The sequence below is a fragment of the Citrobacter sp. FDAARGOS_156 genome, from assembly GCF_001559235.2.
Taxonomy (GTDB): domain Bacteria; phylum Pseudomonadota; class Gammaproteobacteria; order Enterobacterales; family Enterobacteriaceae; genus Citrobacter; species Citrobacter youngae.
The window spans coordinates 2,793,646-2,818,292 of record NZ_CP014030.2; the positions used below are offsets into that span (position 1 = coordinate 2,793,646).

General features: G+C 50.2%; 25 protein-coding genes and 1 pseudogene. 19 read left to right on the forward strand and 7 right to left on the reverse strand.

What is annotated here, in order from left to right; genetic code table 11:
- Positions 1 to 127 precede the first annotated feature (127 nt).
- From AL515_RS13650 to AL515_RS23835, 6 genes and pseudogenes are all read left to right on the forward strand, one after another.
- On the forward strand, positions 128 to 991 hold the full coding sequence (locus AL515_RS13650) for an arginase family protein (protein WP_048211516.1): 864 nt from the start codon (positions 128 to 130) through the stop codon (positions 989 to 991).
- An 85-nt stretch (positions 992 to 1,076) separates the two neighbouring features.
- Positions 1,077 to 1,649: a TetR/AcrR family transcriptional regulator gene (locus AL515_RS13655; RefSeq protein ID WP_061067996.1), complete on the forward strand. Its 573-nt coding sequence runs from the start codon at positions 1,077 to 1,079 to the stop codon at positions 1,647 to 1,649.
- 374 nt (positions 1,650 to 2,023) lie between these two features.
- On the forward strand, positions 2,024 to 2,419 hold the full coding sequence (locus AL515_RS13660; RefSeq protein ID WP_048211514.1) for a RidA family protein: 396 nt from the start codon (positions 2,024 to 2,026) through the stop codon (positions 2,417 to 2,419).
- Positions 2,420 to 2,445: 26 nt separating this feature from the next.
- Positions 2,446 to 3,414, forward strand: coding sequence for a threo-3-hydroxy-L-aspartate ammonia-lyase (locus AL515_RS13665; protein WP_061067997.1), 969 nt, complete (start codon positions 2,446 to 2,448; stop codon positions 3,412 to 3,414).
- Between the two features lie 126 nt (positions 3,415 to 3,540).
- Positions 3,541 to 4,182, forward strand: coding sequence for a helix-turn-helix transcriptional regulator (locus tag AL515_RS13670; protein ID WP_048211512.1), 642 nt, complete (start codon positions 3,541 to 3,543; stop codon positions 4,180 to 4,182).
- Between the two features lie 5 nt (positions 4,183 to 4,187).
- Positions 4,188 to 4,328, forward strand: a pseudogene (locus AL515_RS23835) (pentapeptide repeat-containing protein); the annotation flags it as partial.
- Positions 4,329 to 4,402: 74 nt separating this feature from the next.
- Here the strand turns inward: AL515_RS23835 and AL515_RS13680 are convergent.
- Positions 4,403 to 4,855 carry an SgcJ/EcaC family oxidoreductase gene (locus tag AL515_RS13680; protein WP_061067998.1) on the reverse strand — a complete coding sequence of 151 codons (453 nt, stop codon included), beginning with the start codon at positions 4,853 to 4,855 and terminating at the stop codon, positions 4,403 to 4,405.
- 545 nt (positions 4,856 to 5,400) lie between these two features.
- On the opposite strand from AL515_RS13680, the gene sapA reads away from it, so the two are divergent.
- From sapA to sapF, 5 genes are read left to right on the forward strand one after another with little or no spacing between them, the layout of a single operon-like run.
- Positions 5,401 to 7,044, forward strand: coding sequence for an ABC transporter substrate-binding protein SapA (sapA, locus tag AL515_RS13685; RefSeq protein WP_048211510.1), 1,644 nt, complete (start codon positions 5,401 to 5,403; stop codon positions 7,042 to 7,044).
- The gene (gene sapB / locus AL515_RS13690; RefSeq protein ID WP_005126482.1) at positions 7,041 to 8,006 is read left to right on the forward strand and encodes a peptide ABC transporter permease SapB; all 966 of its coding nucleotides are present in this window, start codon (positions 7,041 to 7,043) and stop codon (positions 8,004 to 8,006) included. The genes sapA and sapB overlap by 4 nt, the downstream gene beginning before the upstream one ends.
- The gene (gene sapC / locus AL515_RS13695) at positions 7,993 to 8,883 is read left to right on the forward strand and encodes a peptide ABC transporter permease SapC (protein ID WP_061067999.1); all 891 of its coding nucleotides are present in this window, start codon (positions 7,993 to 7,995) and stop codon (positions 8,881 to 8,883) included. The genes sapB and sapC overlap by 14 nt, the downstream gene beginning before the upstream one ends.
- A complete protein-coding gene (sapD, locus tag AL515_RS13700) occupies positions 8,883 to 9,875 on the forward strand; it encodes a peptide ABC transporter ATP-binding protein SapD (RefSeq protein WP_061068000.1) in 993 nt (330 codons plus the stop codon). The genes sapC and sapD overlap by 1 nt, the downstream gene beginning before the upstream one ends.
- Before the next feature lies 1 nt (position 9,876).
- Positions 9,877 to 10,683, forward strand: coding sequence for a peptide ABC transporter ATP-binding protein SapF (gene sapF / locus AL515_RS13705; RefSeq protein ID WP_048211509.1), 807 nt, complete (start codon positions 9,877 to 9,879; stop codon positions 10,681 to 10,683).
- Positions 10,684 to 10,727: 44 nt separating this feature from the next.
- Here the strand turns inward: sapF and AL515_RS13710 are convergent, their stop codons facing one another.
- Entirely contained in the window at positions 10,728 to 11,417 is a 690-nt protein-coding gene (locus AL515_RS13710; protein ID WP_048212578.1) for an EAL domain-containing protein, read from the reverse strand.
- A gap of 512 nt (positions 11,418 to 11,929) precedes the next feature.
- Here AL515_RS13710 and fabI point away from each other — a divergent pair.
- The 7 genes from fabI (at position 11,930) to osmB (ending at position 20,068) form a co-directional block, all read left to right on the forward strand.
- The gene (fabI, locus tag AL515_RS13715; RefSeq protein ID WP_005126472.1) at positions 11,930 to 12,718 is read left to right on the forward strand and encodes an enoyl-ACP reductase FabI; all 789 of its coding nucleotides are present in this window, start codon (positions 11,930 to 11,932) and stop codon (positions 12,716 to 12,718) included.
- 216 nt (positions 12,719 to 12,934) lie between these two features.
- Positions 12,935 to 14,080 carry a carboxymuconolactone decarboxylase family protein gene (locus AL515_RS13720; protein ID WP_061068001.1) on the forward strand — a complete coding sequence of 382 codons (1,146 nt, stop codon included), beginning with the start codon at positions 12,935 to 12,937 and terminating at the stop codon, positions 14,078 to 14,080.
- A gap of 89 nt (positions 14,081 to 14,169) precedes the next feature.
- A complete protein-coding gene (locus tag AL515_RS13725) occupies positions 14,170 to 16,104 on the forward strand; it encodes an exoribonuclease II (protein WP_048211507.1) in 1,935 nt (644 codons plus the stop codon).
- Between the two features lie 261 nt (positions 16,105 to 16,365).
- Positions 16,366 to 18,357, forward strand: a complete 1,992-nt coding sequence (gene pdeR / locus AL515_RS13730; protein ID WP_061068002.1) for a cyclic di-GMP phosphodiesterase — start codon at positions 16,366 to 16,368, stop codon at positions 18,355 to 18,357.
- Between the two features lie 194 nt (positions 18,358 to 18,551).
- The gene (locus tag AL515_RS13740) at positions 18,552 to 18,734 is read left to right on the forward strand and encodes a YciZ family protein (protein ID WP_048211505.1); all 183 of its coding nucleotides are present in this window, start codon (positions 18,552 to 18,554) and stop codon (positions 18,732 to 18,734) included.
- A gap of 96 nt (positions 18,735 to 18,830) precedes the next feature.
- A complete protein-coding gene (yciT, locus tag AL515_RS13745) occupies positions 18,831 to 19,583 on the forward strand; it encodes a DNA-binding transcriptional regulator YciT (RefSeq protein WP_048211504.1) in 753 nt (250 codons plus the stop codon).
- Positions 19,584 to 19,849: 266 nt separating this feature from the next.
- A complete protein-coding gene (osmB, locus tag AL515_RS13750; protein WP_003020583.1) occupies positions 19,850 to 20,068 on the forward strand; it encodes an osmotically-inducible lipoprotein OsmB in 219 nt (72 codons plus the stop codon).
- Positions 20,069 to 20,159: 91 nt separating this feature from the next.
- On the opposite strand, the gene yciH is transcribed toward osmB, so the two are convergent.
- The 5 genes from yciH to pgpB form a co-directional block, all read right to left on the reverse strand.
- On the reverse strand, positions 20,160 to 20,486 hold the full coding sequence (gene yciH / locus AL515_RS13755) for a stress response translation initiation inhibitor YciH (RefSeq protein ID WP_048211503.1): 327 nt from the start codon (positions 20,484 to 20,486) through the stop codon (positions 20,160 to 20,162).
- Complete coding sequence (gene pyrF, locus AL515_RS13760) at positions 20,487 to 21,224, reverse strand: orotidine-5'-phosphate decarboxylase (RefSeq protein WP_061068003.1); 738 nt, start codon at positions 21,222 to 21,224, stop codon at positions 20,487 to 20,489.
- 189 nt (positions 21,225 to 21,413) lie between these two features.
- Positions 21,414 to 22,583, reverse strand: a complete 1,170-nt coding sequence (lapB, locus tag AL515_RS13765; protein WP_061068004.1) for a lipopolysaccharide assembly protein LapB — start codon at positions 22,581 to 22,583, stop codon at positions 21,414 to 21,416.
- 6 nt (positions 22,584 to 22,589) lie between these two features.
- Positions 22,590 to 22,898, reverse strand: a complete 309-nt coding sequence (locus AL515_RS13770) for a LapA family protein (RefSeq protein ID WP_005126452.1) — start codon at positions 22,896 to 22,898, stop codon at positions 22,590 to 22,592.
- A 155-nt stretch (positions 22,899 to 23,053) separates the two neighbouring features.
- Positions 23,054 to 23,812: a phosphatidylglycerophosphatase B gene (gene pgpB / locus AL515_RS13775; RefSeq protein WP_061068005.1), complete on the reverse strand. Its 759-nt coding sequence runs from the start codon at positions 23,810 to 23,812 to the stop codon at positions 23,054 to 23,056.
- A 196-nt stretch (positions 23,813 to 24,008) separates the two neighbouring features.
- Here pgpB and ribA point away from each other — a divergent pair, with 196 nt between their 5' ends.
- The gene (ribA, locus tag AL515_RS13780; RefSeq protein WP_005126450.1) at positions 24,009 to 24,599 is read left to right on the forward strand and encodes a GTP cyclohydrolase II; all 591 of its coding nucleotides are present in this window, start codon (positions 24,009 to 24,011) and stop codon (positions 24,597 to 24,599) included.
- Positions 24,600 to 24,647: the final 48 nt, after the last annotated feature.

Genomic DNA, 24,647 nt, shown 5'->3' on the forward strand with positions numbered 1-24,647 from the left:
ATCATCAATCTTGCATAAGTTTCATACTGACCCATAATGAATGAGCGTTCATTCATACAATCATTACAAGGCGACCAACACGAATACGCCTTGAGGATCCTCTTTAGAAACTGACAGCAGGTAAATTATGGCTAAAAAAACGCTTCGACTTTCCTTCCCCCAGTGGCAGGGAGGCAACAATCCCCCCTATCATCTCGGATCACTTCTGTTGTCCTTTCTCTCGCCTGAAGCGAAAGGCCCCGTCGAGGATGTTCCGGTTGCTTTACCTGAAAGCGAGCCGCTGAGTGTAATAGATGGCATTACTGGTAAACCACAGATTCTTAAACAGTTGAACGATGCGGTGACGCGTATTGAAAAACACGATCCCGACGCGATTGTCGTATTGGGCGGTGACTGTCTGGTTTCTTTGGTGCCCTTCGCGCATCTGCTGAATAAGTACGGTGATAAGCTGGGCGTGCTTTGGATCGACTCTCACCCCGACGTGCAGACGGCTGAACAGTATCCAAATGCGCATGCCCATGTACTTGGCGCACTGATTGGCACGGGCGATAAAGATTTAGTGGACCACGTCACACACAAGGTTTCGCCGTCAAAAATTATGATTGCCGGCATTCACAATCCACTGATATACGAAAGCGACTATCTGGCCCATCACCGGATTGCGACGGTTGGCCCTGATGATGTCAAAAACGGTGCCAACGAGGTTATGGAATGGATTGCCCGCGAACACATTGAATATCTGGCGATTCATATTGATCTGGATGTTCTGGACCCGTCACTTTTCCGTTCTGTTTTGTTCGCCAAACCAGGCCGAGGGGAACATGATTTTGGCGATGTGGCCGAGGGTAAGCTGACTATTGAAGAGGTGCTTAAACTGGTTAATCTTGCCACTGCAAACGCCGAGGCCGTCGGGCTTACCATTGCTGAACATCTGCCGTGGGATATGGTGAATCTGAAGAACATGCTCAGTGCATTACCTCTCATGAAGTAACGCAAGATATCGATAAATCTCATCGCTGGTTCCAGGCCTCAAAGCACGGTAAAGTTTCGCCATAGATTCAAAGATAAAGGTCGATATGCTAAAGAATACTGAAACCTACCATAAGCTTATTACCGCTGCCGCAGCCTGTTTTGCTGAGAAAGGATTCAATGCAACCAGCGTGCGCGAAATTTCCACGCGTGCAGGTATCAGCCAGGGAGCCATGTACACTTACTTCAAAAGTAAGGATGAGCTTATTCGGGCAATCGTTCTGGAAGAGCAAAACACTGCGCTGGCTGCCCATAATGAGCCCTGTAGCGGATCGTTTTTTGATCGTCTTTGCAAGCAGGTCGTTTCTTGCATAAGCGATGTCGGTTACCCTGTCACGCACAACCTTTGGATAGAGATCATGGCCGAATCGGCACGCAATCCGGAACTCAGGGAAGCGTTTATCGCCAGTGATAACATCATGCGACAAAGCATTGCGGGAATAATTGCGCAAGGTATCGCCGCAGGAGAGTTTCGTCGGGATATTAACCCACAAGCGATAACCATCATTCTGTTTGCATTTATTGACGGACTGATTGCACGTAAGGCTATTAACCCTGCGTTCTCATTGGAAACAGATGTACCAGCGTTCCCTGATTTAATGTCAAAGTTGCTTAAATAAAATACTTCCCGAGCCTGCTTTCTGATCTTTCCCCTGCCCACTTCGCGCCAGAAGTGGGCATTGCGGGCGTCAACACAATCAATACATAAAGTATCAATTTATACAATTGTCGGTGAATTGCAGCTGAACTCCCGACCACGAGTAAAAGCAAAAAATCATTTCTGCGTACTCATCATTCCTGCCCGACCTCACAGCCATAAATCCTAACGTTATACAAGCATTTCAGCGGGTATGCCGATCGTTTTACGTCGTCCACAGGGCCATGTCGTTGAAAAAAGAGACTGGATGCCAGGATGACGATGGTGTATAAAATAATACAAACTGTATTATTTTATACTAAATGAATCATCAATACTTAAGCTGGAGATTGAACCATGCCCACCAATATTACCCAGAACACAACGACGGATAGCTTCCCGCCAGCAGGCCATTACTCACATAGTGTGACTGCCGGAGGATTCGTTTTCATTTCTGGACAGCTACCTGTCACGACTAATGGCGAAAGAAAAGCGGATGCTTCTTTTGAAGAACAGACCAGACTGGCTCTACAGAATGTTGATGCTTGTCTGGCAGGAGCCGGCGTTTCCCGTCAGCACCTGGTATCGGTACGCGTCTATGTCACGGACATTAATCAGTGGCCGACGTTTAATCGGATCTACGGCGAATGGATCGGTGATTCCCGTCCAGCCCGTGCTGTCGCTGGCGTTGCAGAGCTTCATTACGGCTTTGCCGTAGAAATTGAAGCCATTGCGTTAGCACAACAAGTGTGACTATTAACTGTTACAGGTGAACAACAATGACTGAAATGACACTACCTGATTACCACGATGTTGCCGCGGCCGCTGAGCGTATCGCAGGTTATGCGAACAAGACACCGGTTATGACATCACGAACGGTGAATGAAGAGTTTGGTGCTGACGTTTTCTTCAAATGCGAAAACTTCCAGCGGATGGGGGCATTTAAGTTTCGCGGCGCGATGAATGCTTTGCGCCAGTTTACACCAGAACAGAGAGCAGCCGGCGTCGTGGCTTTTTCATCCGGAAACCATGCTCAGGCAATTGCCCTGTCCGCAAAATTACTGGGTATTCCGGCGACAATTATCATGCCGCACGATGCGCCAGCCGCTAAGGTTGCTGCCACGAAAGGGTATGGCGGACATGTCGTGATGTACGACCGTTATACTGAAGATCGTGAAAAAATTGGCCGGAATCTGGCAGAAAAACAGGGACTAACGCTGATCCCACCTTACGATCACCCGCACGTTATTGCAGGCCAGGGTACCGCCACGAAAGAACTGATTGAAGAAGTTGGTGCACTGGATGCCCTTTTTGTTTGTCTGGGTGGTGGCGGTCTTCTATCTGGTTCCGCACTGGCCGCGCGACACTTGTCCCCTGATTGTCTTATCTATGGTGTGGAACCTGAGGCAGGCAACGACGGTCAACAGTCGTTTCGCAGTGGCAAAATTGTGCACATCGATACGCCGAAAACCATTGCAGATGGCGCGCAAACCCAACATCTAGGACAGCATACCTTTCCACTGATCCAGAAACATGTTAACGATATTCTGACGGTTTCAGATGATGAATTAATTGCCGCAATGAAATTTATCGCGGAACGAATGAAAATGGTCGTGGAGCCAACAGGCTGCCTTGGTTTTGCCGCCGCGAGAGCGCGAAAAGCAGGCCTTCGGGGAAAGAGAATCGGCATTATCATCAGCGGTGGCAATGTTGATATCAACCGCTACAGTGAATTCCTTGCAGGGTAATCTAATTAAGGTATCTGCGGTGCGGATACCTTGTCGCTATACGCCTGTTCCAGTCTGGAAAAGAAGCCCCAGGACGCTGTAAACTGGCCGCCATAATGGCAACAGGCATCACTGCAGGAGACTGGCATGCCAAAAACCGACGATAACTCGCTACTCAATCAAATTGAAACCATCGCCAAAGGACTGAGCGATACCTTCTCTCCGTTTTGCGAGGTTGTGGTTCATGACCTCAAGAACCCTGAGCATGCGATCTTATCCATACATAATAATCTGTCCGGTCGCAAAGCTGGCCAGCCCGCAACGGAGCTTGGACTGGCGCGGATCGCATCACCTGATTTTCCTAGCATCGTTGCCAACTACAGCAATCAGTTTGCTGATGGTCGCCCGGTAAAAAGTACCTCTATTGGCATCAAGGACGAACAAGGCAAATACATCGCGGCGCTATGCCTGAATGTTGATATGACGCTATTTCGCGGGATGCAGAGTGCGCTTGCACGGTTTACTGAAACCGAGTGCTCACCTGTCAGCGAACACCTCGATCCTGGCAGTAATGAAGTGATTCGCCAGCGTATTGATAACTTTGCGGCTGAACGTGCAACAACGGCGCGAGCGCTGAAAACAGAAGACAGAAAGGTACTGATTCAACAATTGCGTAAGGAAGGTTTACTGAACGTACGAAAATCCATGGATACAGTGGCGCAGCATCTGGGAGTGTCCAGAGCAACCGCATACCTGTACGCCCGTCAGGCTAACGCTATCGGCGAATAAGTTGGTCGTTTAACTGGCGAGCAGCGAACTTCACGCATTGCGATCTGACCAATTCTGAACTGGGTGATTTAGATATTCGGGGCGTCGATTTACAAGGCGTTAAGATAGATAGTTACCAGGCCTCTTTGATCATGGAACGGTCTGGGCGGTTAGCCCTGGTTAATCAAGCCCGCAATACACCTGGGAGCGGTGAATCCCCGCCCCCTACGTATCTGTTTTGTTACCCTTCAGGCATTGCTGAAGAGTGGTGGGTGGAAATTTTCCACGCCTTCCCATCCCATGCGTAAGTAAACGTATAACGGGCCGAAACAGTCGATTTGTCTGCGAAGGTGAAGGTATAGGTACCAGCATCAATCGCCTTATTACAGCCAAGGCGAATGGTACGACTGTCAATTTTCCCGGTCGGTTTCTTTGCCAGAAAATGTTCAAAATAATCCTCACGCTCAGCATCTGTTAAGCGGGCTTTATTCGACACCGTGGGAAGTAATACTGCATCACTAAGATAATTTTCAGATACTGTCTTCGCGTTACCCGTTTTCAGTGATTCATTCCACTTGTCGAATAACGCTTCGATTTGCGCTTTGTTCACCTTCACACATTCTGGGGCCGGAGTCGCAAAAACGGGGCCCGATAAAAGGAGCAGTGAACAAGCAAAACCAAGTAATTGCTTCATAGTAATCATTCCATTAATGGTTAGATGGCCACAAGAAGGTCATTGATAACCGGATAGTCAAATCACCTGTAATAACCAATAGAAACCATTAACATACGCCGGGTGTAGAAAATAAAGACGTTAAATAAATGAGTAATTAATACAATGAAATAATTAGATATTTTGGCATTGATGCTCTGTATTTAACATAAACCACTACCTGAATGATTATAGTTCAGCATGCATATGATTTCTGTCCTCCTTCCCGAATCTCTTTAACGCTATCCCTTCCTTACGTTTCGGTACTTGCGACACCCCAGCACATAAATTTGGCATAGCTATACCCTCATGAAACTCGCGCTTCGTTTATTACGGGTCAGATGAGACATGAAAATGCTAAGATAGTTTATGAGTTATATTCAAAGTGGAGCGCTGGTATGAATATTGACCAGGCCGCGACGTAGAATTTGCAACTAACTGTATGGTTGCCCCCAAACTCAAACGGTAATGGCGAATGTCATTAAATATTAGTAAGATAGCTTCTTTATTCATAGTCCCTTAAAATTATGCGCCTGGTTTTATCAACTCTGATCGTAATGGCTGGACTTCTGAGTGGTCAGGCTGTTGCCGCGCCTCTGCAGACCACGCACGCTGATATTCGTGACAGCGGCTTTGTCTATTGCGTCAGCGGGCAAGTCAATACATTCAACCCACAGAAAGCGAGCAGCGGCCTGATTGTCGACACTCTGGCAGCCCAACTCTATGACCGGCTACTTGATGTGGATCCGTACACCTACCGACTGGTGCCAGAACTGGCTGAGAGCTGGGAAGTGCTGGACAACGGCGCAACCTACCGTTTCCACTTGCGCCGCGACGTTTCGTTTCAAAAGACGGCCTGGTTTAAGCCTACCCGTAAGCTAAATGCAGATGATGTGGTATTTACCTTCGAGCGCATATTTGACCGTCACCATCCGTGGCACAACGTCAATGGCAGCAGCTTTCCCTACTTCGATAGCCTGCAATTCGCTGATAACGTGCAAAGCGTGCGCAAGCTGGATAACAACACGGTTGAATTTCGTCTGACTCAGCCAGATGCCTCCTTCCTGTGGCATCTGGCGACACACTATGCCTCTGTAATGTCGGCTGAATATGCCACACAACTGGCCAAACAGGATCGCCAGGAATTACTCGACAGGCAGCCCGTCGGTACCGGACCGTTCCTGCTTTCAGAAAACCGCGCGGGGCAATATATTCGTCTACAACGTCACGAAAAATTCTGGCGCGGCACGCCCCTGATGCCACAGGTCGTTGTGGATCTCGGTTCAGGCGGCACCGGACGGTTATCAAAGCTCCTGACCGGGGAGTGCGACGTTCTGGCCTGGCCCGCGGCCAGTCAGCTCACCATATTACGTGATGACCCACGCCTGCGCCTGACGCTGCGTCCTGGAATGAACATTGCCTATCTGGCATTCAACACCAATAAACCGCCGCTGGATAACCCCGCAGTGCGGCATGCGCTGGCACTGGCCATTAACAACCAGCGTCTGATGCAGTCTATCTACTACGGTACGGCAGAAACTGCAGCATCTATTTTGCCCCGCGCCTCGTGGGCTTATGACAATGAAGCTAAGATTACTGAATACAACCCGGCTAAATCCCGTCAGCAGCTAAAAGCACTGGGACTTGAGAACCTGACGTTGCAACTGTGGGTCCCGACCAGCTCTCAGGCCTGGAATCCGAGTCCGCTGAAAACAGCGGAACTGATCCAGGCAGATATGGCGCAGGTGGGTGTGAAAGTGAAGATCATCCCGGTTGAAGGTCGTTTTCAGGAGGCGCGATTAATGGATATGAACCATGATCTGACGTTGTCCGGTTGGGCGACGGACAGTAACGATCCTGACAGTTTTTTCCGACCGTTGCTCAGTTGCGCCGCCATCAACTCACAGACTAACTTCGCGCACTGGTGCAATCCGCAGTTCGACAGCATTTTACGCAAAGCGCTGTCTTCGCAGCAGCTCTCCTCGCGTATTGACGCCTATGACGAAGCACAAAATATCCTGGCGCAAGAGTTGCCGATCCTGCCGTTGGCCTCATCATTGCGTCTACAGGCTTACCGCTATGACATCAAAGGTCTGGTGCTAAGTCCGTTCGGGAATGCTTCCTTTGCCGGGGTTTCCAGGGAAAAGACTGATGAGGTGAAAAAACCATGATTATCTTCACCCTGCGCCGCTTCTTATTGCTGCTGGTCACCCTGTTCTTCCTGACATTCATTGGGTTCAGCCTGAGCTACTTCACCCCCCATGCGCCGTTACAAGGCGCATCGCTGTGGAACGCCTGGATATTCTGGTTCAACGGTCTGATCCACTGGGATTTTGGCGTTTCCAGTATTAACGGTCAGTTAATCTCAGAACAGCTGAAAGAGGTTTTCCCAGCCACGATGGAGCTGTGTATTCTTGCCTTTGGGTTTGCGCTGATGGTCGGGATCCCCATCGGCATGCTGGCCGGCATCACACGTAATAAATGGCAGGATCGCTGCATCAGCGCATTGGCTCTGATGGGGTTTTCCATTCCCGTTTTTTGGCTGGCGCTGCTGCTGACGCTCCTCTTCTCACTGACTCTCGGCTGGTTACCCGTTTCGGGACGTTTCGATCTACTTTACGAAGTAAAACCGGTGACCGGTTTCGCCATTATTGATGCGTGGATCTCTGACTCCCCCTGGCGCGACGAAATGTTGGTCAGCGCAATCCGTCATATGGTGCTTCCGGTATTGACGCTTTCCGTCGCGCCCACCACGGAGGTCATTCGCCTGATGCGTATCAGCACCATTGAGGTCTTCGATCAGAACTATGTCAAAGCGGCAGCCACGCGCGGTTTGTCACGCTTCACCATTCTGCGTCGCCACGTATTGCACAACGCACTTCCGCCGGTCATTCCTCGTCTTGGATTACAGTTTTCCACCATGCTGACGCTGGCGATGATCACCGAGATGGTCTTTAGCTGGCCAGGGCTGGGACGTTGGTTGATTAACGCAATTCGCCAGCAAGACTACGCCGCTATTTCGGCGGGTGTGATGGTGATTGGCTCCCTGGTTATTATCGTTAACGTCATCTCTGATATTTTGGGTGCTATGGCTAACCCTCTGAAACATAAGGAATGGTATGCCCTACGATAGCGTATATAGCGAGAAGCGCCCACCCGGAACGCTACGCACCGCATGGCGTAATTTTTATGGCGATGCTTCTGCGATGGTGGGTCTGTACGGTTGTGCGGGACTGGTCATTCTGTGTGTGTTTGGTGGCTGGTTTGCCCCTTACGGCATCGATCAGCAATTTCTTGGCTACCAACTGTTGCCACCGTCCTGGTCACGCTATGGCGAAGTGTCATTCTTCCTCGGAACTGACGATCTGGGCCGCGACGTATTAAGCCGTCTGCTCAGCGGCGCGGCCCCGACCGTTGGCGGTGCGTTTGTCGTTACCCTCGCCGCCACACTCTGCGGTCTGTTGCTGGGCGTGGTTGCCGGGGCAACGCACGGACTACGCTCAGCGGTGCTGAACCACATTCTGGATACCCTGCTGTCAATTCCATCGCTACTGCTGGCCATTATTGTGGTGGCTTTTGCCGGGCCACATCTGACGCATGCGATGTTCGCCGTCTGGCTGGCTTTACTGCCGCGTATGGTGCGCTCCGTCTACAGCATGGTGCATGACGAGCTGGAAAAAGAGTATGTCATTGCTGCTCGTCTGGATGGCGCGAGCACGTTCAATATCCTGTGGTTTGCGATTCTGCCGAATATCACTGCCGGTCTTATCACTGAAATCACCCGAGCACTGTCAATGGCGATTCTGGATATCGCCGCCCTGGGCTTCCTTGATCTCGGCGCACAACTGCCCTCCCCAGAATGGGGTGCCATGCTCGGCGATGCGCTGGAGTTGATCTATGTTGCGCCGTGGACCGTCATGCTGCCCGGAGCGGCAATTATGATAAGTGTGCTGCTGGTAAATCTGTTAGGTGACGGCGTACGCCGCGCAATTATTGCGGGGGTGGAATAATGCCATTACTGGATATCCGCAACCTGACTATCGAGTTCAGGACCGGTGACGACTGGGTGAAAGCAGTGGACCGCGTCAGCATGACGCTAAACGAAGGTGAGATCCGTGGACTGGTCGGTGAATCGGGTTCAGGTAAAAGTTTGATCGCTAAGGCCATCTGCGGCGTCGCCAAAGATAACTGGCGCGTTACCGCGGACCGCATGCGTTTTGATGATATCGACCTGTTGCGCCTTTCCGCCCGCGAGCGACGTAAGCTGGTCGGCCATAACGTGTCCATGATCTTTCAGGAGCCACAGTCTTGTCTGGATCCGTCTGAACGTATTGGACGCCAACTGATGCAAAACATTCCCGCCTGGACTTTCAAGGGGCGCTGGTGGCAACGTATCGGCTGGCGCAAACGCCGCGCGATTGAACTGCTGCACCGCGTCGGGATAAAAGATCATAAAGATGCCATGCGCAGTTTCCCTTATGAGCTGACCGACGGCGAGTGCCAGAAGGTCATGATCGCCATCGCACTGGCAAACCAACCTCGCCTGCTGATTGCAGATGAACCCACCAATGCGATGGAACCCACAACCCAGGCGCAAATTTTTCGTCTGCTGACTCGACTGAATCAAAACAGCAATACCACCATTTTGTTGATCAGCCATGACCTGCAAATGCTCAGCCAATGGGCAGACAAAATCAACGTAATGTACTGCGGACAAACGGTGGAAACCGCGCCCAGTAAAGATTTGGTGACGATACCCCATCACCCTTATACGCAAGCGCTGATTCGCGCCATTCCTGATTTTGGTAGCGCAATGCCGCATAAAAGCCGCCTGAATACCATGCCAGGAGCAATTCCGTTGTTAGAACAGTTGCCCATCGGCTGTCGTTTGGGGCCGCGTTGCCCTTATGCGCAGCGAGAATGCATTGAAACCCCAAGGCTGACCGGAGCAAAGAATCATCTCTACGCCTGTCATTTCCCGCTGAATATGGAGAGAGAGTGAGATGGTAGAAACCCTGCTCGAAGTGCGTAATCTGAGCAAAACCTTCCGCTACCGGACGGGATTATTTCGCCGCCAGACCGTCGAAGCCGTTAAACCGCTGAGCTTTACGCTGCGTGAACGTCAAACGCTCGCTATTATTGGCGAGAACGGCTCAGGCAAGTCCACGCTGGCGAAAATGCTGGCTGGGATGGTTGAGCCGACCAGCGGCGAGCTGCTGATTGACGATCATCCGCTAAAATATGGCGATTATTCATTTCGTAGTCAGCGTATTCGCATGATTTTCCAGGATCCGTCAACGTCGCTAAACCCACGGCAGCGTATCTCGCAGATCCTCGATTTTCCGTTACGCCTGAATACCGATCTGGAGCCTGAACAGCGCCGCAAACAGATTGTGGAAACTATGCGTATGGTGGGTCTGCTACCCGATCATGTTAGCTACTATCCGCATATGCTGGCCCCAGGGCAAAAACAGCGTCTGGGCCTTGCCCGTGCGCTGATTTTGCGGCCAAAAGTTATTATCGCCGACGAAGCGCTGGCTTCTCTGGATATGTCGATGCGATCGCAACTCATCAACCTGATGCTGGAATTACAGGAAAAACAGGGGATTTCGTATATCTATGTGACCCAACATATTGGGATGATGAAACACATCAGCGACCAGGTGTTAGTCATGCATCAGGGCGAAGTTGTCGAGCGCGGCAGTACGGCGGACGTGCTGGCCTCTCCGCTACATGAGCTGACTCGTCGTCTTATTGCAGGGCATTTTGGCGAGGCGCTTACCGCCGATGCCTGGCGGAAAGACCGTTAATCAGATAATAGCCCACCAGGACGGGAGGGCTATCCGTTCTGTCATCAGTGACAAAACCGGGGCAAGAGTAGCGCGTCAACCTCAGAGAACGTGACTGACGGGAAAATTTCACCCTGCATCGCCCAAACGCCGGCGGTGCAGACCTCCTCGATAAGATGGGTCGTATCTATCCCCTCAACCACAACGCGCTCGCAATATCCCCTGATATTTTTAATCAACACCGGGAAAATTGTTTTTTCTACCTGTGACAGGAAGAAGTCGCGATCCATTTTCACAACGTCAAAACGGCCGCACACCAGCGGACTCGCGCCAATACTGCCAGATCCGAGATCGCCCAGCCACAAGGCATTTGGGCCATCACTCAGCGAATTAATCAGCAGGTTGTTCAGGCAAACTGTATTCGACAGAAAGCGTTCTGAGAGTTCCAGCGCAATAAAGGGCATGGAATGCAAGGCCGACTTAATGACGGGATCACCAATTGCTAATAGCGCCATTTCATCAATAAGGCTTAGCGTACAGAGCAGATTATTGTTCTCGAACCAATTACGCTTTTCTGCAATTAACCGAATTTGCTCAAGCATGAAATTACGTTTTTGTTCGCTACTCCATGCCGAAATGATGGAATCTGCGTGTAACGGATGAACCGTCTCAGAGGTGAAGCGGGCGAGCATCTCAACACCCAGCAACTTATCTGTTGTGTCTCTCATCGGTTCCGCGATGAAATGATAGTGCATAAGACCACTCCAATTGATCATAACGTCCTGATAATGCACTTTTAATCATAATCAATCAATAATATCGATCAATGAATCGATATTGATCGATAAAAACAATATATCATAACTAAATGAATATGGTCATATTTTTTGTTTTAAGAATGTTCTTACATTGATATGTGTTAAAACATCGACTAGAGGTCAGATCATACCATTTTAACCCTCTGACGCCTTGTATTTTCACCTTATACCCCTGCTCTTCTCTGGTTGGATGAGGCAGAACCAGGGGGGAGTGATATACTCCTCACGTGCAATGAATAGTGACAGGCCACCAGGTGCTGACAACGATTCCCTGCCCTCTGAAATGCCGATTACTGCTGCTCACCGTCTGGTGAATAGCAGAGAAAGATCGTGACACAAGGGGCAAAGAGTGGGATATAATTTCACACCAATTTCGAGTGACCTTGAAATTGCAATCATAACTCATTGATTGCTAAAAAAAATAAGTAATGACTATAAGGATTAAAGCTATGGGTTTTCTTTCCGGTAAGCGCATTCTGGTGACCGGTCTTGCCAGTAAACTGTCCATCGCCTACGGTATCGCACAGGCGATGCACCGCGAAGGCGCTGAACTGGCGTTCACCTACCAGAACGACAAACTGAAAGGCCGCGTGGAAGAATTTGCCGCTCAGCTGGGTTCCAACATCGTACTGCAGTGTGATGTGGCTGAAGACGCCAGCATCGACACCATGTTCGCTGAACTGGGCAAAGTCTGGCCGAAATTCGACGGTTTCGTACATTCCATCGGTTTCGCACCTGCTGACCAGCTGGATGGCGACTACGTGAATGCGGTCACCCGCGAAGGCTTTAAAATTGCTCATGACATCAGCGCATACAGCTTTGTTGCAATGGCAAAAGCATGCCGTTCAATGCTGAACCCTGGTTCTGCACTGCTGACGCTGTCCTACCTGGGTGCAGAGCGCGCGATCCCGAACTATAACGTAATGGGTCTGGCGAAAGCCTCTCTGGAAGCCAACGTTCGTTATATGGCTAACGCGATGGGTCCTGAAGGCGTGCGTGTGAACGCAATCTCCGCCGGCCCAATCCGTACTCTGGCGGCTTCCGGTATCAAAGATTTCCGTAAAATGCTGGCACATTGCGAAGCGGTTACGCCGATTCGTCGTACCGTTACCATTGAAGATGTGGGCAACTCTGCGGCATTCCTGTGCTCAGACCTGTCCGCCGGTATCTCCGGTGAAGTCGTTCACGTTGACGGTGGCTTCAGCATCGCCGCAATGAACGAACTGGAACTGAAATAATCTTTCAGACTTCCTCTATGGGCGACGCTCCGTCGCCCATTATTTTCCTCTCCCTTCTCCTTCGCTCGTGGCTATATATGCTTTTCTGATATTTATTATCACTTAACAATCTTTCATCACCTCATTCGCTTACGTCAGGATATCGCAGCGCAAACGATCCGGCGTACAGGTATGACGACGTATCCGGGTCGCCACTTTTTAGACCAAGGAACGCCCATGGAACAACGCCGAATTGAAGGCAAAAGCCACTGGTATCATGAGACACAGTCCAGTACATATCCGCAAGATGTTCTACCGTTGGTGCCCGAAGCCGCACACGTAGAGGACCGATTTTTGCTGGATCTGACAATACCTGCCGTTGCGCTTTTACCCTTTCAGTCCTGGTTAGAACCTGCCCGTAAACTTGCTCAACTTCTCTTCCCAGTGCATGTTTCTCTGGATTCAATGCACACGTTCAGCGCCTATGAACGTATGAGTACCGCTTTAACCGTCGCACAGGTTTGTGGCGTACAGCGTTTATGTAATCATTATGCTGCACGTCTGACCCCCCTTCCTGGCCCTAATTCATCCAGGGAAAGCAACCACCGACTGGCGCAAATCACCCAATATGCTCGCCAGCTAGCCAGCTCTCCGGACGTCATCGGCTCACGCGATCGCCAGCATCTGGAGGCGGTTGGCCTCACGACCAGCGACAGTGTTCTGATGAATCAAATCGTTGGCTTTGTCGGCTTTCAGGCCCGCGTCGTTGCGTTGTTTCAAGCCTGGTTTGGCCATCCTGTGCGACGCATTCCAGGCCTTGATATTCAGCAATTTGCCGAGGCATCCCCCTTTAGTGCAGAAGAAGCACAGTGGCACACCGCCGACCTGCCAATTGAAAAACATCTTGCCGGCGCAGAAGCACATGCCAGCCATACTCCCATTGTGTTGCAAGCGCTGAGGCCATTACTTCAACACTCACCTGAAGAACTGGCGTTATTTGAAGCGCTTTTTACCAGCACATTACACAGCGATGTGCAATCACGGACATTTTCTCTGACCACGCTGTTCACATCGCGGATTAACGGTAGCGTGTCCTGCTTCAATGAGTACGCCCTCTCAGCCACTGAGCTCACTGAGATTATTACCGTACTTCGCCAGGATGAGCGCCAAATACAGCGTTGGGAGCAACGACATCCGGTTGAGCGCGTCACCCTGCAGGCGGTACAATGGCTAACCCGGGCGCCCGATCGCTTTAGCGCCGCACTGCTTACTCCGTTACTCGACCAGGGTATATCTTCAGAACAGGCAATTAACGTACTGGCCTGGAGCGGATTGTGCGGATGGTTAAATCGTTTGAAGATCGCGTTGGGCGAGACGTATTAACCGATCCACTTGCTGAAAGAGCGCTTGCTGCGACTGGCAGATTCGCGTAAAACTGTCAGCCGCTCTTTCAGCCACGAAAATAGACAATTATGCTTCAGGACAACCCGCTGCTAGCGCAGCTTAAACAGCAACTACATTCCCAGACGCCACGTGCTGAAGGGGTGGTAAAAGCCACGGAAAAAGGCTTTGGCTTCCTGGAAGTCGATGCACAAAAAAGCTATTTCATTCCACCGCCGCAGATGAAAAAAGTGATGCATGGCGACCGCATTGTGGCGGTTATCCATACGGAAAAAGATCGCGAATCTGCCGAACCGGAAGAACTGATCGAGCCGTTCCTGACGCGCTTCGTGGGCAAAGTTCAGGGTAAGAATGACCGCCTGTCCATTGTGCCGGATCATCCGCTCCTGAAAGATGCGATTCCCTGCCGCGCCGCGCGTGGCGTTGAACATGAATTTAAAGAAGGTGACTGGGCTGTTGCAGAAATGCGTCGCCACCCGTTAAAAGGCGACCGCACCTTCTACGCCGAGTTAACCCAATTTATTACCTTCGCTGACGATCACTTCGTTCCGTGGTGGGTCACACTGGCTCGCCATAATCTGGAAAAAGAAGCACCCGATGGCATCGCCACTGAGATGCTGGATGAGGGTCTGGTGCGCGAGGACTTAACCGCACTGAACTTCGTCACCATCGACAGCGCCAGTACGCAGGACATGGATGACGCGCTTTACGCCGAAGAACAAACGGACGGTAAATTGCAGTTAACCGTCGCGATTGCCGATCCTACCGCCTGGATTGCTGAAGGCAGTAAGCTGGATAACATTGCAAAAATTCGTGCATTTACCAACTACCTGCCGGGGTTCAACATCCCAATGTTGCCGCGCGAGCTTTCGGACGATCTGTGTTCTCTGCGTGCTAACGAAATTCGCCCGGTTCTGGCCTGCCGCATGAGCATCACTGCTGACGGCACGATCGAAGACAATATCACCTTCTTCGCAGCAACGATTGAATCGAAAGCGAAGCTGGCCTACGACAACGTCTCTGACTGGCTTGAAGGCTCGGGTGACTGGCAGCCGGAGAATGACGCAATTGCACAGCAGATCCATCTGCTGCACCGTATCTGTCTCAGTCGTGGCGAATGGCGCCATAATCACGCTCTGGTATTCAAAGACCGCCCGGATTACCGTTTTGTTCTCGGTGAAAAAGGCGAAGTACTGGATATCGTGGCGGAACCGCGCCGCATCGCGAACCGCATTGTGGAAGAGTCCATGATTGCGGCGAACATTTGTGCTGCCCGCGTACTGCGCGACAAGCTGGGCTTTGGTATTTATAACGTGCATATGGGATTCGATCCGGCTAACGCAGAAGCACTGGCTGCCCTACTGAAAACCCATGGTATGCACGTTGATGCTGAAGAGGTCCTGACGCTGGAAGGCTTCTGTAAACTGCGTCGTGAACTGGATGCGCAGCCTTCCGGTTTCCTCGACAGCCGCATCCGCCGATTCCAGTCTTACGCTGAGATTAGCACCGAGCCGGGTCCGCATTTTGGTCTGGGCCTGGAAGCTTATGCCACCTGGACCTCGCCTATCCGTAAATATGGCGACATGATCAACCATCGCTTGCTTAAGGCCATCATCAAAGGTGAGACAATTTCCCGCCCGCAGGATGATACGACTTTGCAGATGGCTGAACGTCGCCGCCTGAACCGCATGGCCGAGCGTGATGTGGGTGACTGGCTGTATGCACGTTTTCTGAATGACAAAGCCGGCACCGACACCCGCTTTGCGGCCGAGATTATTGATGTCAGCCGTGGTGGTATGCGTGTACGTTTAATTGATAACGGCGCGGTAGCCTTTATTCCGGCCCCCTTCCTGCACGCGGTTCGTGATGAACTGGTGTGTAGCCAGGAAAGTGGTACGGTCCAGATCAAAGGTGAGGTGGTTTACAAAGTTACTGATGTCATTGACGTCACCATCGCCGAAGTGCGGATGGAAACCCGCAGCGTCATCGCGCGCCCTGCCGTATAATACGCATTAACTCAACGACCTTTCTCTTTTGTGAAAGGTCGTTTTCTTTTTTCCCGACCAATTGCCTGCCACGCACTACACTTCTTCCATCCAGTCAGATTTATTTTTTACTATTTTCCGTTCGCCAGCTTTGCTTTTTCCTGAATCTGGATTACACATAAATATATAAATAAAACAATATGTTCAGCCATCATCACCCTTTGAATTATGGCTACCCTTACTTTTGAGGCTCTATGCGCTTTAAACGGGATAGTACACATCATGAAAGACGTTCGGGAGCTGGCTACGTTGTATAGCTATGTGGGCACCCATAACCCCTACTGGCGTTTGTCAGAGGATTGCGACATCCTGCATTTCTCTATTGACGAAGCGGCAGAAACGAACCAAAACATCGAATTATCTCCTGAGCAAGCCGACCGCATTCGGGAGATGACGGTCATCACGTCAAGCCTGTTAATAACACTGTCGATTGAAGATGACGATATCCCTGTTCACCTGGTCGGGCGGAAAATAAATAAACGCGAATGGGCCGGAAGTGCATCCGCTTGGGATGATACCCCTCCGGTCGCCCGCGATTTGGCACAAGGACTTTCTTTTGCCGAACAGGTGGTCTCTGAAGCCAACTCCGTTATTGTCATCCTTGACCGCATGGGGAACATTCAGCGTTTCAATCGCCTGTGTGAAGAATATACCGGACTCAAAGAACGCGAAGTGATTGGTCAAAGTGTCTTCACGCTGTTTATGAGTCGACGCGAAGCCGCAGCCTCCAGACGCAACATCGATGTTTTCTTTCGCGAAGGTAACTCATATGAAGTCGAACGTTGGGTGAAGACCTGTAAAGGTCAGCGACTGTTTCTGTTTCGCAATAAATTTGTGCACAACGGCAGCGGTAAGAACGAAATATTTCTAATCTGCTCAGGTACCGATATCACCGAAGAACGGCGTGCTCAGGAACGCCTGAGAGTTCTGGCAAATACCGACTCCATTACCGGATTACCTAATCGGAATGCGATTCATGAACTGATCACTGAAGCCATTGAGAATGCAGGAGATACCCAGGTTGGTATTGTGTACCTCGACCTGGATAATTTCAAAAAAGTAAACGATGCCTACGGACATATGTTCGGCGATCAACTGTTGCAAAGCGTGTCACTGGCAATTCTCAGCTGTCTTGATGATAACCAGTTACTGGCCCGTTTTGGTGGCGATGAGTTTATTGTCCTCGCGACTCAAACATCTCAAGTGGCGCTGGAAGCCACGGCATCACGTATTTTGACCCGTTTGCGCCAGCCCTTCCGAATTGGCCTGATTGAGGTTTATACCGGTTGTTCGATTGGAATTTCCCTTGCACCACAGCATGGACACGACTGCGAGAGCGTTATTCGCAATGCCGATACTGCCATGTATACCGCAAAGGAAGGCGGACGGGGACAATTCTGCGTTTTCTCTCCGGAAATGAACCAGCGAGTCTTTGAGTATCTTTGGCTGGATACCAACTTGCGTAAGGCGCTGGAAAACGATCAACTGTTGATTCATTACCAGCCGAAAATAACATGGCGTGGTGAAGTACGTAGTCTGGAGGCGCTGGTGCGCTGGCAGTCCCCTGAACGTGGTCTCATTCCTCCGCTGGAGTTTATCTCCTACGCTGAAGAATCAGGCTTGATTGTGCCGCTGGGGCGCTGGGTTATTCTCGACGTTGTTCGTCAGGTCGCAAAGTGGCGCGATAAAGGGATTAATCTGCGAGTGGCCGTGAACGTTTCTGCTCGCCAGCTTGCCGATCAGACGCTGTTTACCGACCTGAAACAGGTGCTTCACGATCTCAATTTTGAATATTGCCCTATCGATGTCGAATTGACCGAGAGCAGTTTAATTGAAAACGAACACCTGGCACTGTCCGTTATTCAGCAATTTAGCCAGCTTGGGGCACAGATCCATTTAGATGATTTTGGGACGGGTTATTCATCGTTGTCTCAACTGGCCCGCTTCCCACTTGATGCCATTAAGCTGGACCAGGCGTTCGTCAGGGATATTCATAAACAACCCATTTCACAGTCGCTGGTGCGCGCTATTGTCGCAGTGGCGCAGGCGCTTAACCTACAGGTGATAGCTGAAGGCGTTGAAAGTACGAAAGAGGATGCTTTTTTGACCAAAAATGGCGTCAATGAACGTCAGGGTTTTTTGTTCGCCAAGCCAATGCCAGCCGCTGCATTTGAACGTTGGTATAAACGTCATCTGAATAAAAAATTGCGATAACGCAACAAGAAAATTGGAAGGGATAAACGTGAAAAATAGCCAAAAATGGACACTACGTGATGACCATATCTGTATGTAATCACAGAATATATAATATTCTCCAATCATTCATGTTAATACTATTTTTCCCTTCTCTTTTGGCATGAATTTCTGCATCATGAAATTCAAACCTTTTTGACATTAGGATGATGACCATGTCTGATACCGACGCACAACGTCTGGCCGAGCGCATTGATACCGTGCTGGATATTCTCGTTGCAGGCGATTACCACTCAGCGATCCACAATCTCGAAATTCTCAAGGCTGAACTGTTAGATACGGTCAAAGAAGATACAGCGTCTGTGTCAAAAAAACCGAAGGCCCCGTGGGAGATCTGATGACTTCACTCACGTTATGTCGCTGTAGCCATCAGATTTCAGATAACGCAGCTACCGTTTAATTTCCGATACGATATCGCTATAAAAATTAATACTATGAATTCCCGACAACAATCTATTTTGCAGATGGTGATCGATAAAGGTCAGATGAGCGTGGCCGACCTGGCTAAAATCACCGGTGTCTCCGAAGTGACGATTCGACAGGATCTGAATACACTGGAAAAACAGAGCTACTTGCGCCGTGCGCACGGTTTTGCGGTGTCACTGAACAGTGATGATGTCGAAACGCGCATGATGACCAATTTCACCCTTAAACGTGAACTGGCCGAATTTGCGGCGTCACTGGTTAATCCTGGTGAATCCGTCTTTATTGAAAATGGCAGCAGCAATGCGCTGCTGGCCAGAACGTTGGCAGAACAAAAAGATGTCACCATCATCACGGTCAGTAGCTACATCGCGCACCTGCTCAAAGAAACACCGTGTGAAGTCATTCTCCTCGGTGGGATCTATCAGAAAAAAAGCGAGAGCATGGTCGGACCGCTGACTCGCCAATTTATTCAGCAGGTACATTTCAGTAAAGCCTTTATCGGTATTGACGGCTGGCAGGCTGACACCGGCTTCACCGGGCGTGATATGATGCGCTCTGATGTGGTTAATGCGGTTCTGGAAAAAGGCGCTGAGGTGATTGTACTCACCGATAGCTCTAAATTTGAGGCCATTCATCCATACACGCTGGGCCCGTTAGACAGATTCAGTCGCGTAGTCACGGACTCCAGACTCAGCGCCAGCGTGCAAATGCAACTTGAACACTCGGGTTTAACCGTCAATATCATTGATGCTCACGCATAATACTTCAGCAGATGATTTGTCCGCGGGCAGATCATCTTCTCTCTGAGACTTATCCGACAGTCCAATTAAGACTTTTTACCTGTCGTTAACAGGATAAAGTCGTAGAATTAATGTTAGCGATATAACAGGAGCGAACAGTCACCTCAGGATTTGATTGTAACGTCCTGCGCTAAACGGTTTCGCGGAAATATCTTTAGTCGTCCTATTTTGGCGCTATCATTAAAGTGAACTGGATTCCGTGATTCAATAATTCAGGAGAAAGTATTATGTTAGTAACGAGCAAAAAAATGACCGCTGCCATTCTGGCGATTACACTAGCAATGTCTTTGAGTGCCTGCTCTAACTGGTCCAAACGTGACCGTAACACTGCGATAGGTGCTGGTGCAGGTGCGATAGGCGGTGCAGTCCTGACTGACGGCAGCACGCTGGGTACGCTGGGTGGTGCTGCAGTAGGTGGTATTATCGGCCACCAGGTGGGTAAATAATTTACGGTTGAACGGCTCGATATAATAATACGTTTACTTTTTCAGGTTTGTATTATTAGAGAAGCCACGGATGCTCTCCGTGGCTTTTTTATTAGCCGCCGGCCAGCTTAACTTTCATTCCTTTGGCTTCCAGCAGCGATTTTATCAGGTCGCGTTTATCACCCTGAATTTCAATTACGCCGTCCTTCACTGCCCCACCACAACCACATTTTTTTTTCAGCTCTGCGGCCAATTTAACCAGTGCAGCGTCATCTTGATCAATACCGGTAATCAGGCAAACGCCCTTACCTTTACGACCGCTGGTCTGGCGCTGGATGCGAACAATACCATCGCCCTTCGGACGCTCTGCTACCACTCTGGGTTCATCAATTCGTCCGGACTCAGTTGAATAAACCAGTCGAGAGTTTGAGTCGCTCATTTATGCACCTCGATTCAGAGAGGCGTTGATCATCTTCAGCGTTTGCGCCGGATCTTCCGACTGCGTGACTGGACGACCAATCACCATGTAATCCACACCAGCGGCCAGCGCCTGCTGTGGCGTCATAATACGGCGCTGGTCACCCGCCTCACTACCTTCAGGACGAATGCCTGGCGTCACCAGCTTGAATGTCTGTCCAAACGCCTGCTTGAACCTCAACGCTTCATGCGCCGAGCATACTACCCCGTCCAACCCACAATTTTGCGTCAAACGCGCCAACTTTTCAGCATGCTCCGCAGGTGACAACGTCACACCAAGATCGGCAAGGTCGGTGGCTTCCATACTGGTCAGGACCGTCACTGCAATTAACAGTGGCGCATCTTTACCAAAAGGCAGTAATGCCTCGCGGGCAGCGGTCATCATTCGTGCCCCACCAGAAGCATGCACGTTTACCATCCAGACGCCAAGGTCAGCAGCTGCCGCGACGGCATGCGCCGTGGTGTTGGGAATATCATGAAATTTCAAATCCAAAAAGATGTCGAAGCCACGTTGTTGCAGATCCCGTACCAATTGAGGTCCAAAAAGCGTGAACATCTCTTTGCCCACTTTCAAACGACAATCACGGGGATCAATTCTGTCGACAAACGCTAATGCCTTATCACGATTTGAGTAATCCAACGCGACAACGACGGGAGAATCAGTAGCTGCGCGGGAAGAAGATGAAGCAGTAAACGTCATGACCAGACCTTCTTGATGATGGGCGCACGAACGGCGCAAAATGGATAAACGGCGTGCATTCTACCTGTGGTAATAGAAAATTAACAGGTGCGTTTACATTTCTGCGAAACGATGTGGCTCAGGAGCCTGAGCGCTGGATGAAGAAAAATAAATAAGTATGTTGTAACTAAAGTGAGTTTTTTTTAAAAATTAGAGCCCGTCCAGACCGCGAATTGGCTTAATGGTTGACCAGGAGCGGCACGATGGGCAGTGCCAGTACAGCGAATAAGCAGTAAACCCGCACTTCTGGCAACGATAACGCGGCTTGCTGCGCACCTGCTCACCAACCATATCGCGCAGGACCATCAGACTCTCTTTTGCGCGCCCTTCTTCCGCTTCATTAAGGTGGTAATCCATCAGTTTATGGAACACGCGCATCGTCGGATGACGTTGCAACTGACGGGTAATATAAACCTGCGCAGTATCAGTACCCTCGCGCGCCTCAAGAATATCAGCCAGCATCAACTCAGCGGCAGCACCGGTGTTTTCTTCGACCGCACGGCGTAAAAACTCCGCCCATTCATCGTTTTTACCCAGCTGTTGGTAGCAGCTCTGCAGCATTTCCAGCGTTTCACTGACCAACTCTTTATCCTGCGAGATCACGCGTTGCAGGCATTCAACGGCCTTCGCGTAATCTCCCTTCAGCATGTAAACGCGCCCCATCATAATCGAGACACGAGCACTGTTTTTGTCTGCAGCAGCTCCTTTTTTCAGCAATGTCATGGCGCGATCCATATCGTCGCTGCCCATTTGCTGCAAGGCCAGTTCACAGTAGAAATGCGCTATTTCAATACGCTGTTTATCTTTGCCGAGTTTCACCAGTCGTTCTGCAACATCAATGGCTTTTTGCCATTCGCTGGTTGCCTGATAGATTTGCAACAGTTGCTGCAATGCCCCTACACGGAAATCCGTTTCATCAGTCAGCTGATTGAACATGTCTTCCGCACGGTCATACAATCCGGCTGCCATGTAGTCACGTCCCAACTGCTGTACAGCCAACAAACGTTGCTCGTAAGTCAGCGAAGCACTTTCCGTGAGGGTTTGGTGGATACGGATAGCGCGGTCGACTTCACCGCGTGAGCGGAACAGGTTTCCGAGGGTGAGATGAGCCTCAACGGTGCCGGTATCCTCTTTCAACATATCGAGGAACAGATCTACCGCTTTATCTTGTTGGTTGCTCAAGAGGAAGTTAACCCCGGCGACATAGTCGCGCGAAAGACGGTTAGCTTCATCCTGCTTTGTTTGTTGCGCACTTCTGCGACCCATATACCACCCATAGGCAGCGGCTACAGGCAAAAGCAGAAACAACAACTCCAACATAAATAATTATTCCTTCACAACCGACGAGTCGGCAGTTACCGCAACGTCGGTCGCAGGCGCAAGCTGGTTTTCCAGGCGTTTAATTTTACGTTCGGCGCGCGCAAGAGACACACGAACCTTCAGCCAGAACAGGCCGCAAATTAACCAACCAATCGCAAAACCTGCTGCAAACAATACAGCAAGCAGCGTGGAGATACGATACTCACCCTGAGCTAGCAGGTAATTAAACGTAACCTGTTGATCGTTTTGCGCACCCAATGTCACCGAAATAACAAAAATCGCCAACACCAGTAAGAAAATGAGTAAATATTTCACATTACTTCCCGTTATGTGGTTTGAGCGAATAAATCGTGTACAACTTACCGCGTTAAGCCCTTTAAATTACCATTTTCACGACGAGTGCGAAACGGAAAAGCGCCTTACGCTGTATGATTTGAGGGCTAAATTTGAAAAATCAATCACGGTCTGCGTTATTGCTCACGCTGCGCTATTTCCTTTGTCTCCTGGACGGGCGGTGTCAGAGGTCCACATATTCGCTGTGCAAGCCATGTTGCCAGCGTTACCAGCAGCCACGATATCAGCGTCGCAACAACCAAATCGCGCGGCCAGTGCATGCCCAGAAGCAAACGACTGCCCATTACGCCGGTCGCCCAGACGAGTAAGAACACAATCGTCAGCGTGCGTCTGCGTGGCCATAACAACCCGACACCCAGTAACGCCCAACTGGCAGCAAACAGGGTATGCCCGGAAGGGAAAGCAAAACCGGTCTCTTTTTGCCAGTGCTTACGTAAAAAAGGCGGAATATCCTTCTGCCCGGACAACTGCTCTTTTACTAAGTGTCCGCGATCTTTACGTTTTAAAGTGTAGAACTCATCTACCGGAACATGGTGCGTTTTTTCCAGCCACAGAACAAATGGCCGGGGCTCCTGCACCCTCTCTTTAACCCAGGATTTCACACCCTGGCCAATTAAGATAGCCGCCGCCAGGATCGCAAATAGCATAAACGCAGCTTTCAGACGAAATCGCAGACACCACAAAAACCACGCACAGAGAACAACATGGGTGATAATCCCCCAGGGTTGCGTCACCGTTTCAGTTACCCAGTATAAGGATTTTAACCACCAGACATTCTGTCCAGGCTGCCAGCTCCAGCCGGATATCCATACGGAAACCGGCATAATCAGTAACAGTGCTGCGCCTACAGTGGTTCGCTTGGCAATAGACAGCATTGCGTCTCCTTTCGTCGATAAGTCCCACAATCATAACTGAAAAATCCGCACACCGGGGAAATTGACAATTTTGTGCCATTCGGAAATGAATGCGTTGCTGCAATTAGGTGAACACCCTTGCCTTATGGCAAAATAGTGCAATACAGAAGCCAACAGGCGACGGCACGCACAGTGCCAGCATAATCTGGAGAATTACATGCAGCTTAAACGTGTGGCAGAAGCCAAACTGCCAACCCCCTGGGGTGATTTCCTGATGGTGGGATTTGAAGAACTGGCAACCGGACACGATCATGTCGCACTGGTTTTTGGCGATATTTCAGGCCAGACGCCTGTCCTGGCACGTGTTCATTCCGAATGTCTGACCGGCGATGCGCTGTTCAGTCTGCGTTGTGATTGTGGCTTTCAGCTGGAAGCGGCGCTTACGCATATCGCTGAAGAAGGACGCGGTATTCTGCTCTACCATCGTCAGGAAGGACGTAACATCGGCCTGTTGAATAAGATCCGCGCCTATGCGTTGCAGGATCAGGGCTATGACACCGTCGAAGCCAACCATCAGTTAGGCTTTGCGGCGGACGAGCGTGACTTCACCTTGTGTGCTGATATGTTCAAATTATTGGGCGTGGATGAAGTCCGTCTGCTAACCAATAACCCGAAGAAAGTGGAAATTCTGACAGAAGCTGGGATCAATATTGTGGAGCGTGTGCCGCTAATTGTTGGCCGTAACCCGAAGAATGAACACTATCTGGATACCAAAGCCGCTAAGATGGGACATCTGTTAAGCGAGTGACATTCTCGCTTGCTGACAGTACAAAAAGCCTGCTTCCGCAGGCTTTTT

What these genes read in the sequence shown, in the direction of transcription:
- AL515_RS13650 (WP_048211516.1), top strand. Translation starts at nt 128, where the DNA reads ATGGCTAAAAAAACGCTTCGACTTTCCTTCCCCCAGTGGCAGGGAGGC.
- AL515_RS13655 (WP_061067996.1), top strand. Translation starts at nt 1,077, where the DNA reads ATGCTAAAGAATACTGAAACCTACCATAAGCTTATTACCGCTGCCGCA.
- AL515_RS13660 (WP_048211514.1), top strand. Translation starts at nt 2,024, where the DNA reads ATGCCCACCAATATTACCCAGAACACAACGACGGATAGCTTCCCGCCA.
- AL515_RS13665 (WP_061067997.1), top strand. Translation starts at nt 2,446, where the DNA reads ATGACTGAAATGACACTACCTGATTACCACGATGTTGCCGCGGCCGCT.
- AL515_RS13670 (WP_048211512.1), top strand. Translation starts at nt 3,541, where the DNA reads ATGCCAAAAACCGACGATAACTCGCTACTCAATCAAATTGAAACCATC.
- AL515_RS13680 (WP_061067998.1), bottom strand. Translation starts at nt 4,855, where the DNA reads ATGAAGCAATTACTTGGTTTTGCTTGTTCACTGCTCCTTTTATCGGGC.
- sapA (WP_048211510.1), top strand. Translation starts at nt 5,401, where the DNA reads ATGCGCCTGGTTTTATCAACTCTGATCGTAATGGCTGGACTTCTGAGT.
- sapB (WP_005126482.1), top strand. Translation starts at nt 7,041, where the DNA reads ATGATTATCTTCACCCTGCGCCGCTTCTTATTGCTGCTGGTCACCCTG.
- sapC (WP_061067999.1), top strand. Translation starts at nt 7,993, where the DNA reads ATGCCCTACGATAGCGTATATAGCGAGAAGCGCCCACCCGGAACGCTA.
- sapD (WP_061068000.1), top strand. Translation starts at nt 8,883, where the DNA reads ATGCCATTACTGGATATCCGCAACCTGACTATCGAGTTCAGGACCGGT.
- sapF (WP_048211509.1), top strand. Translation starts at nt 9,877, where the DNA reads ATGGTAGAAACCCTGCTCGAAGTGCGTAATCTGAGCAAAACCTTCCGC.
- AL515_RS13710 (WP_048212578.1), bottom strand. Translation starts at nt 11,417, where the DNA reads ATGCACTATCATTTCATCGCGGAACCGATGAGAGACACAACAGATAAG.
- fabI (WP_005126472.1), top strand. Translation starts at nt 11,930, where the DNA reads ATGGGTTTTCTTTCCGGTAAGCGCATTCTGGTGACCGGTCTTGCCAGT.
- AL515_RS13720 (WP_061068001.1), top strand. Translation starts at nt 12,935, where the DNA reads ATGGAACAACGCCGAATTGAAGGCAAAAGCCACTGGTATCATGAGACA.
- AL515_RS13725 (WP_048211507.1), top strand. Translation starts at nt 14,170, where the DNA reads ATGCTTCAGGACAACCCGCTGCTAGCGCAGCTTAAACAGCAACTACAT.
- pdeR (WP_061068002.1), top strand. Translation starts at nt 16,366, where the DNA reads ATGAAAGACGTTCGGGAGCTGGCTACGTTGTATAGCTATGTGGGCACC.
- AL515_RS13740 (WP_048211505.1), top strand. Translation starts at nt 18,552, where the DNA reads ATGTCTGATACCGACGCACAACGTCTGGCCGAGCGCATTGATACCGTG.
- yciT (WP_048211504.1), top strand. Translation starts at nt 18,831, where the DNA reads ATGAATTCCCGACAACAATCTATTTTGCAGATGGTGATCGATAAAGGT.
- osmB (WP_003020583.1), top strand. Translation starts at nt 19,850, where the DNA reads ATGTTAGTAACGAGCAAAAAAATGACCGCTGCCATTCTGGCGATTACA.
- yciH (WP_048211503.1), bottom strand. Translation starts at nt 20,486, where the DNA reads ATGAGCGACTCAAACTCTCGACTGGTTTATTCAACTGAGTCCGGACGA.
- pyrF (WP_061068003.1), bottom strand. Translation starts at nt 21,224, where the DNA reads ATGACGTTTACTGCTTCATCTTCTTCCCGCGCAGCTACTGATTCTCCC.
- lapB (WP_061068004.1), bottom strand. Translation starts at nt 22,583, where the DNA reads ATGTTGGAGTTGTTGTTTCTGCTTTTGCCTGTAGCCGCTGCCTATGGG.
- pgpB (WP_061068005.1), bottom strand. Translation starts at nt 23,812, where the DNA reads ATGCTGTCTATTGCCAAGCGAACCACTGTAGGCGCAGCACTGTTACTG.
- ribA (WP_005126450.1), top strand. Translation starts at nt 24,009, where the DNA reads ATGCAGCTTAAACGTGTGGCAGAAGCCAAACTGCCAACCCCCTGGGGT.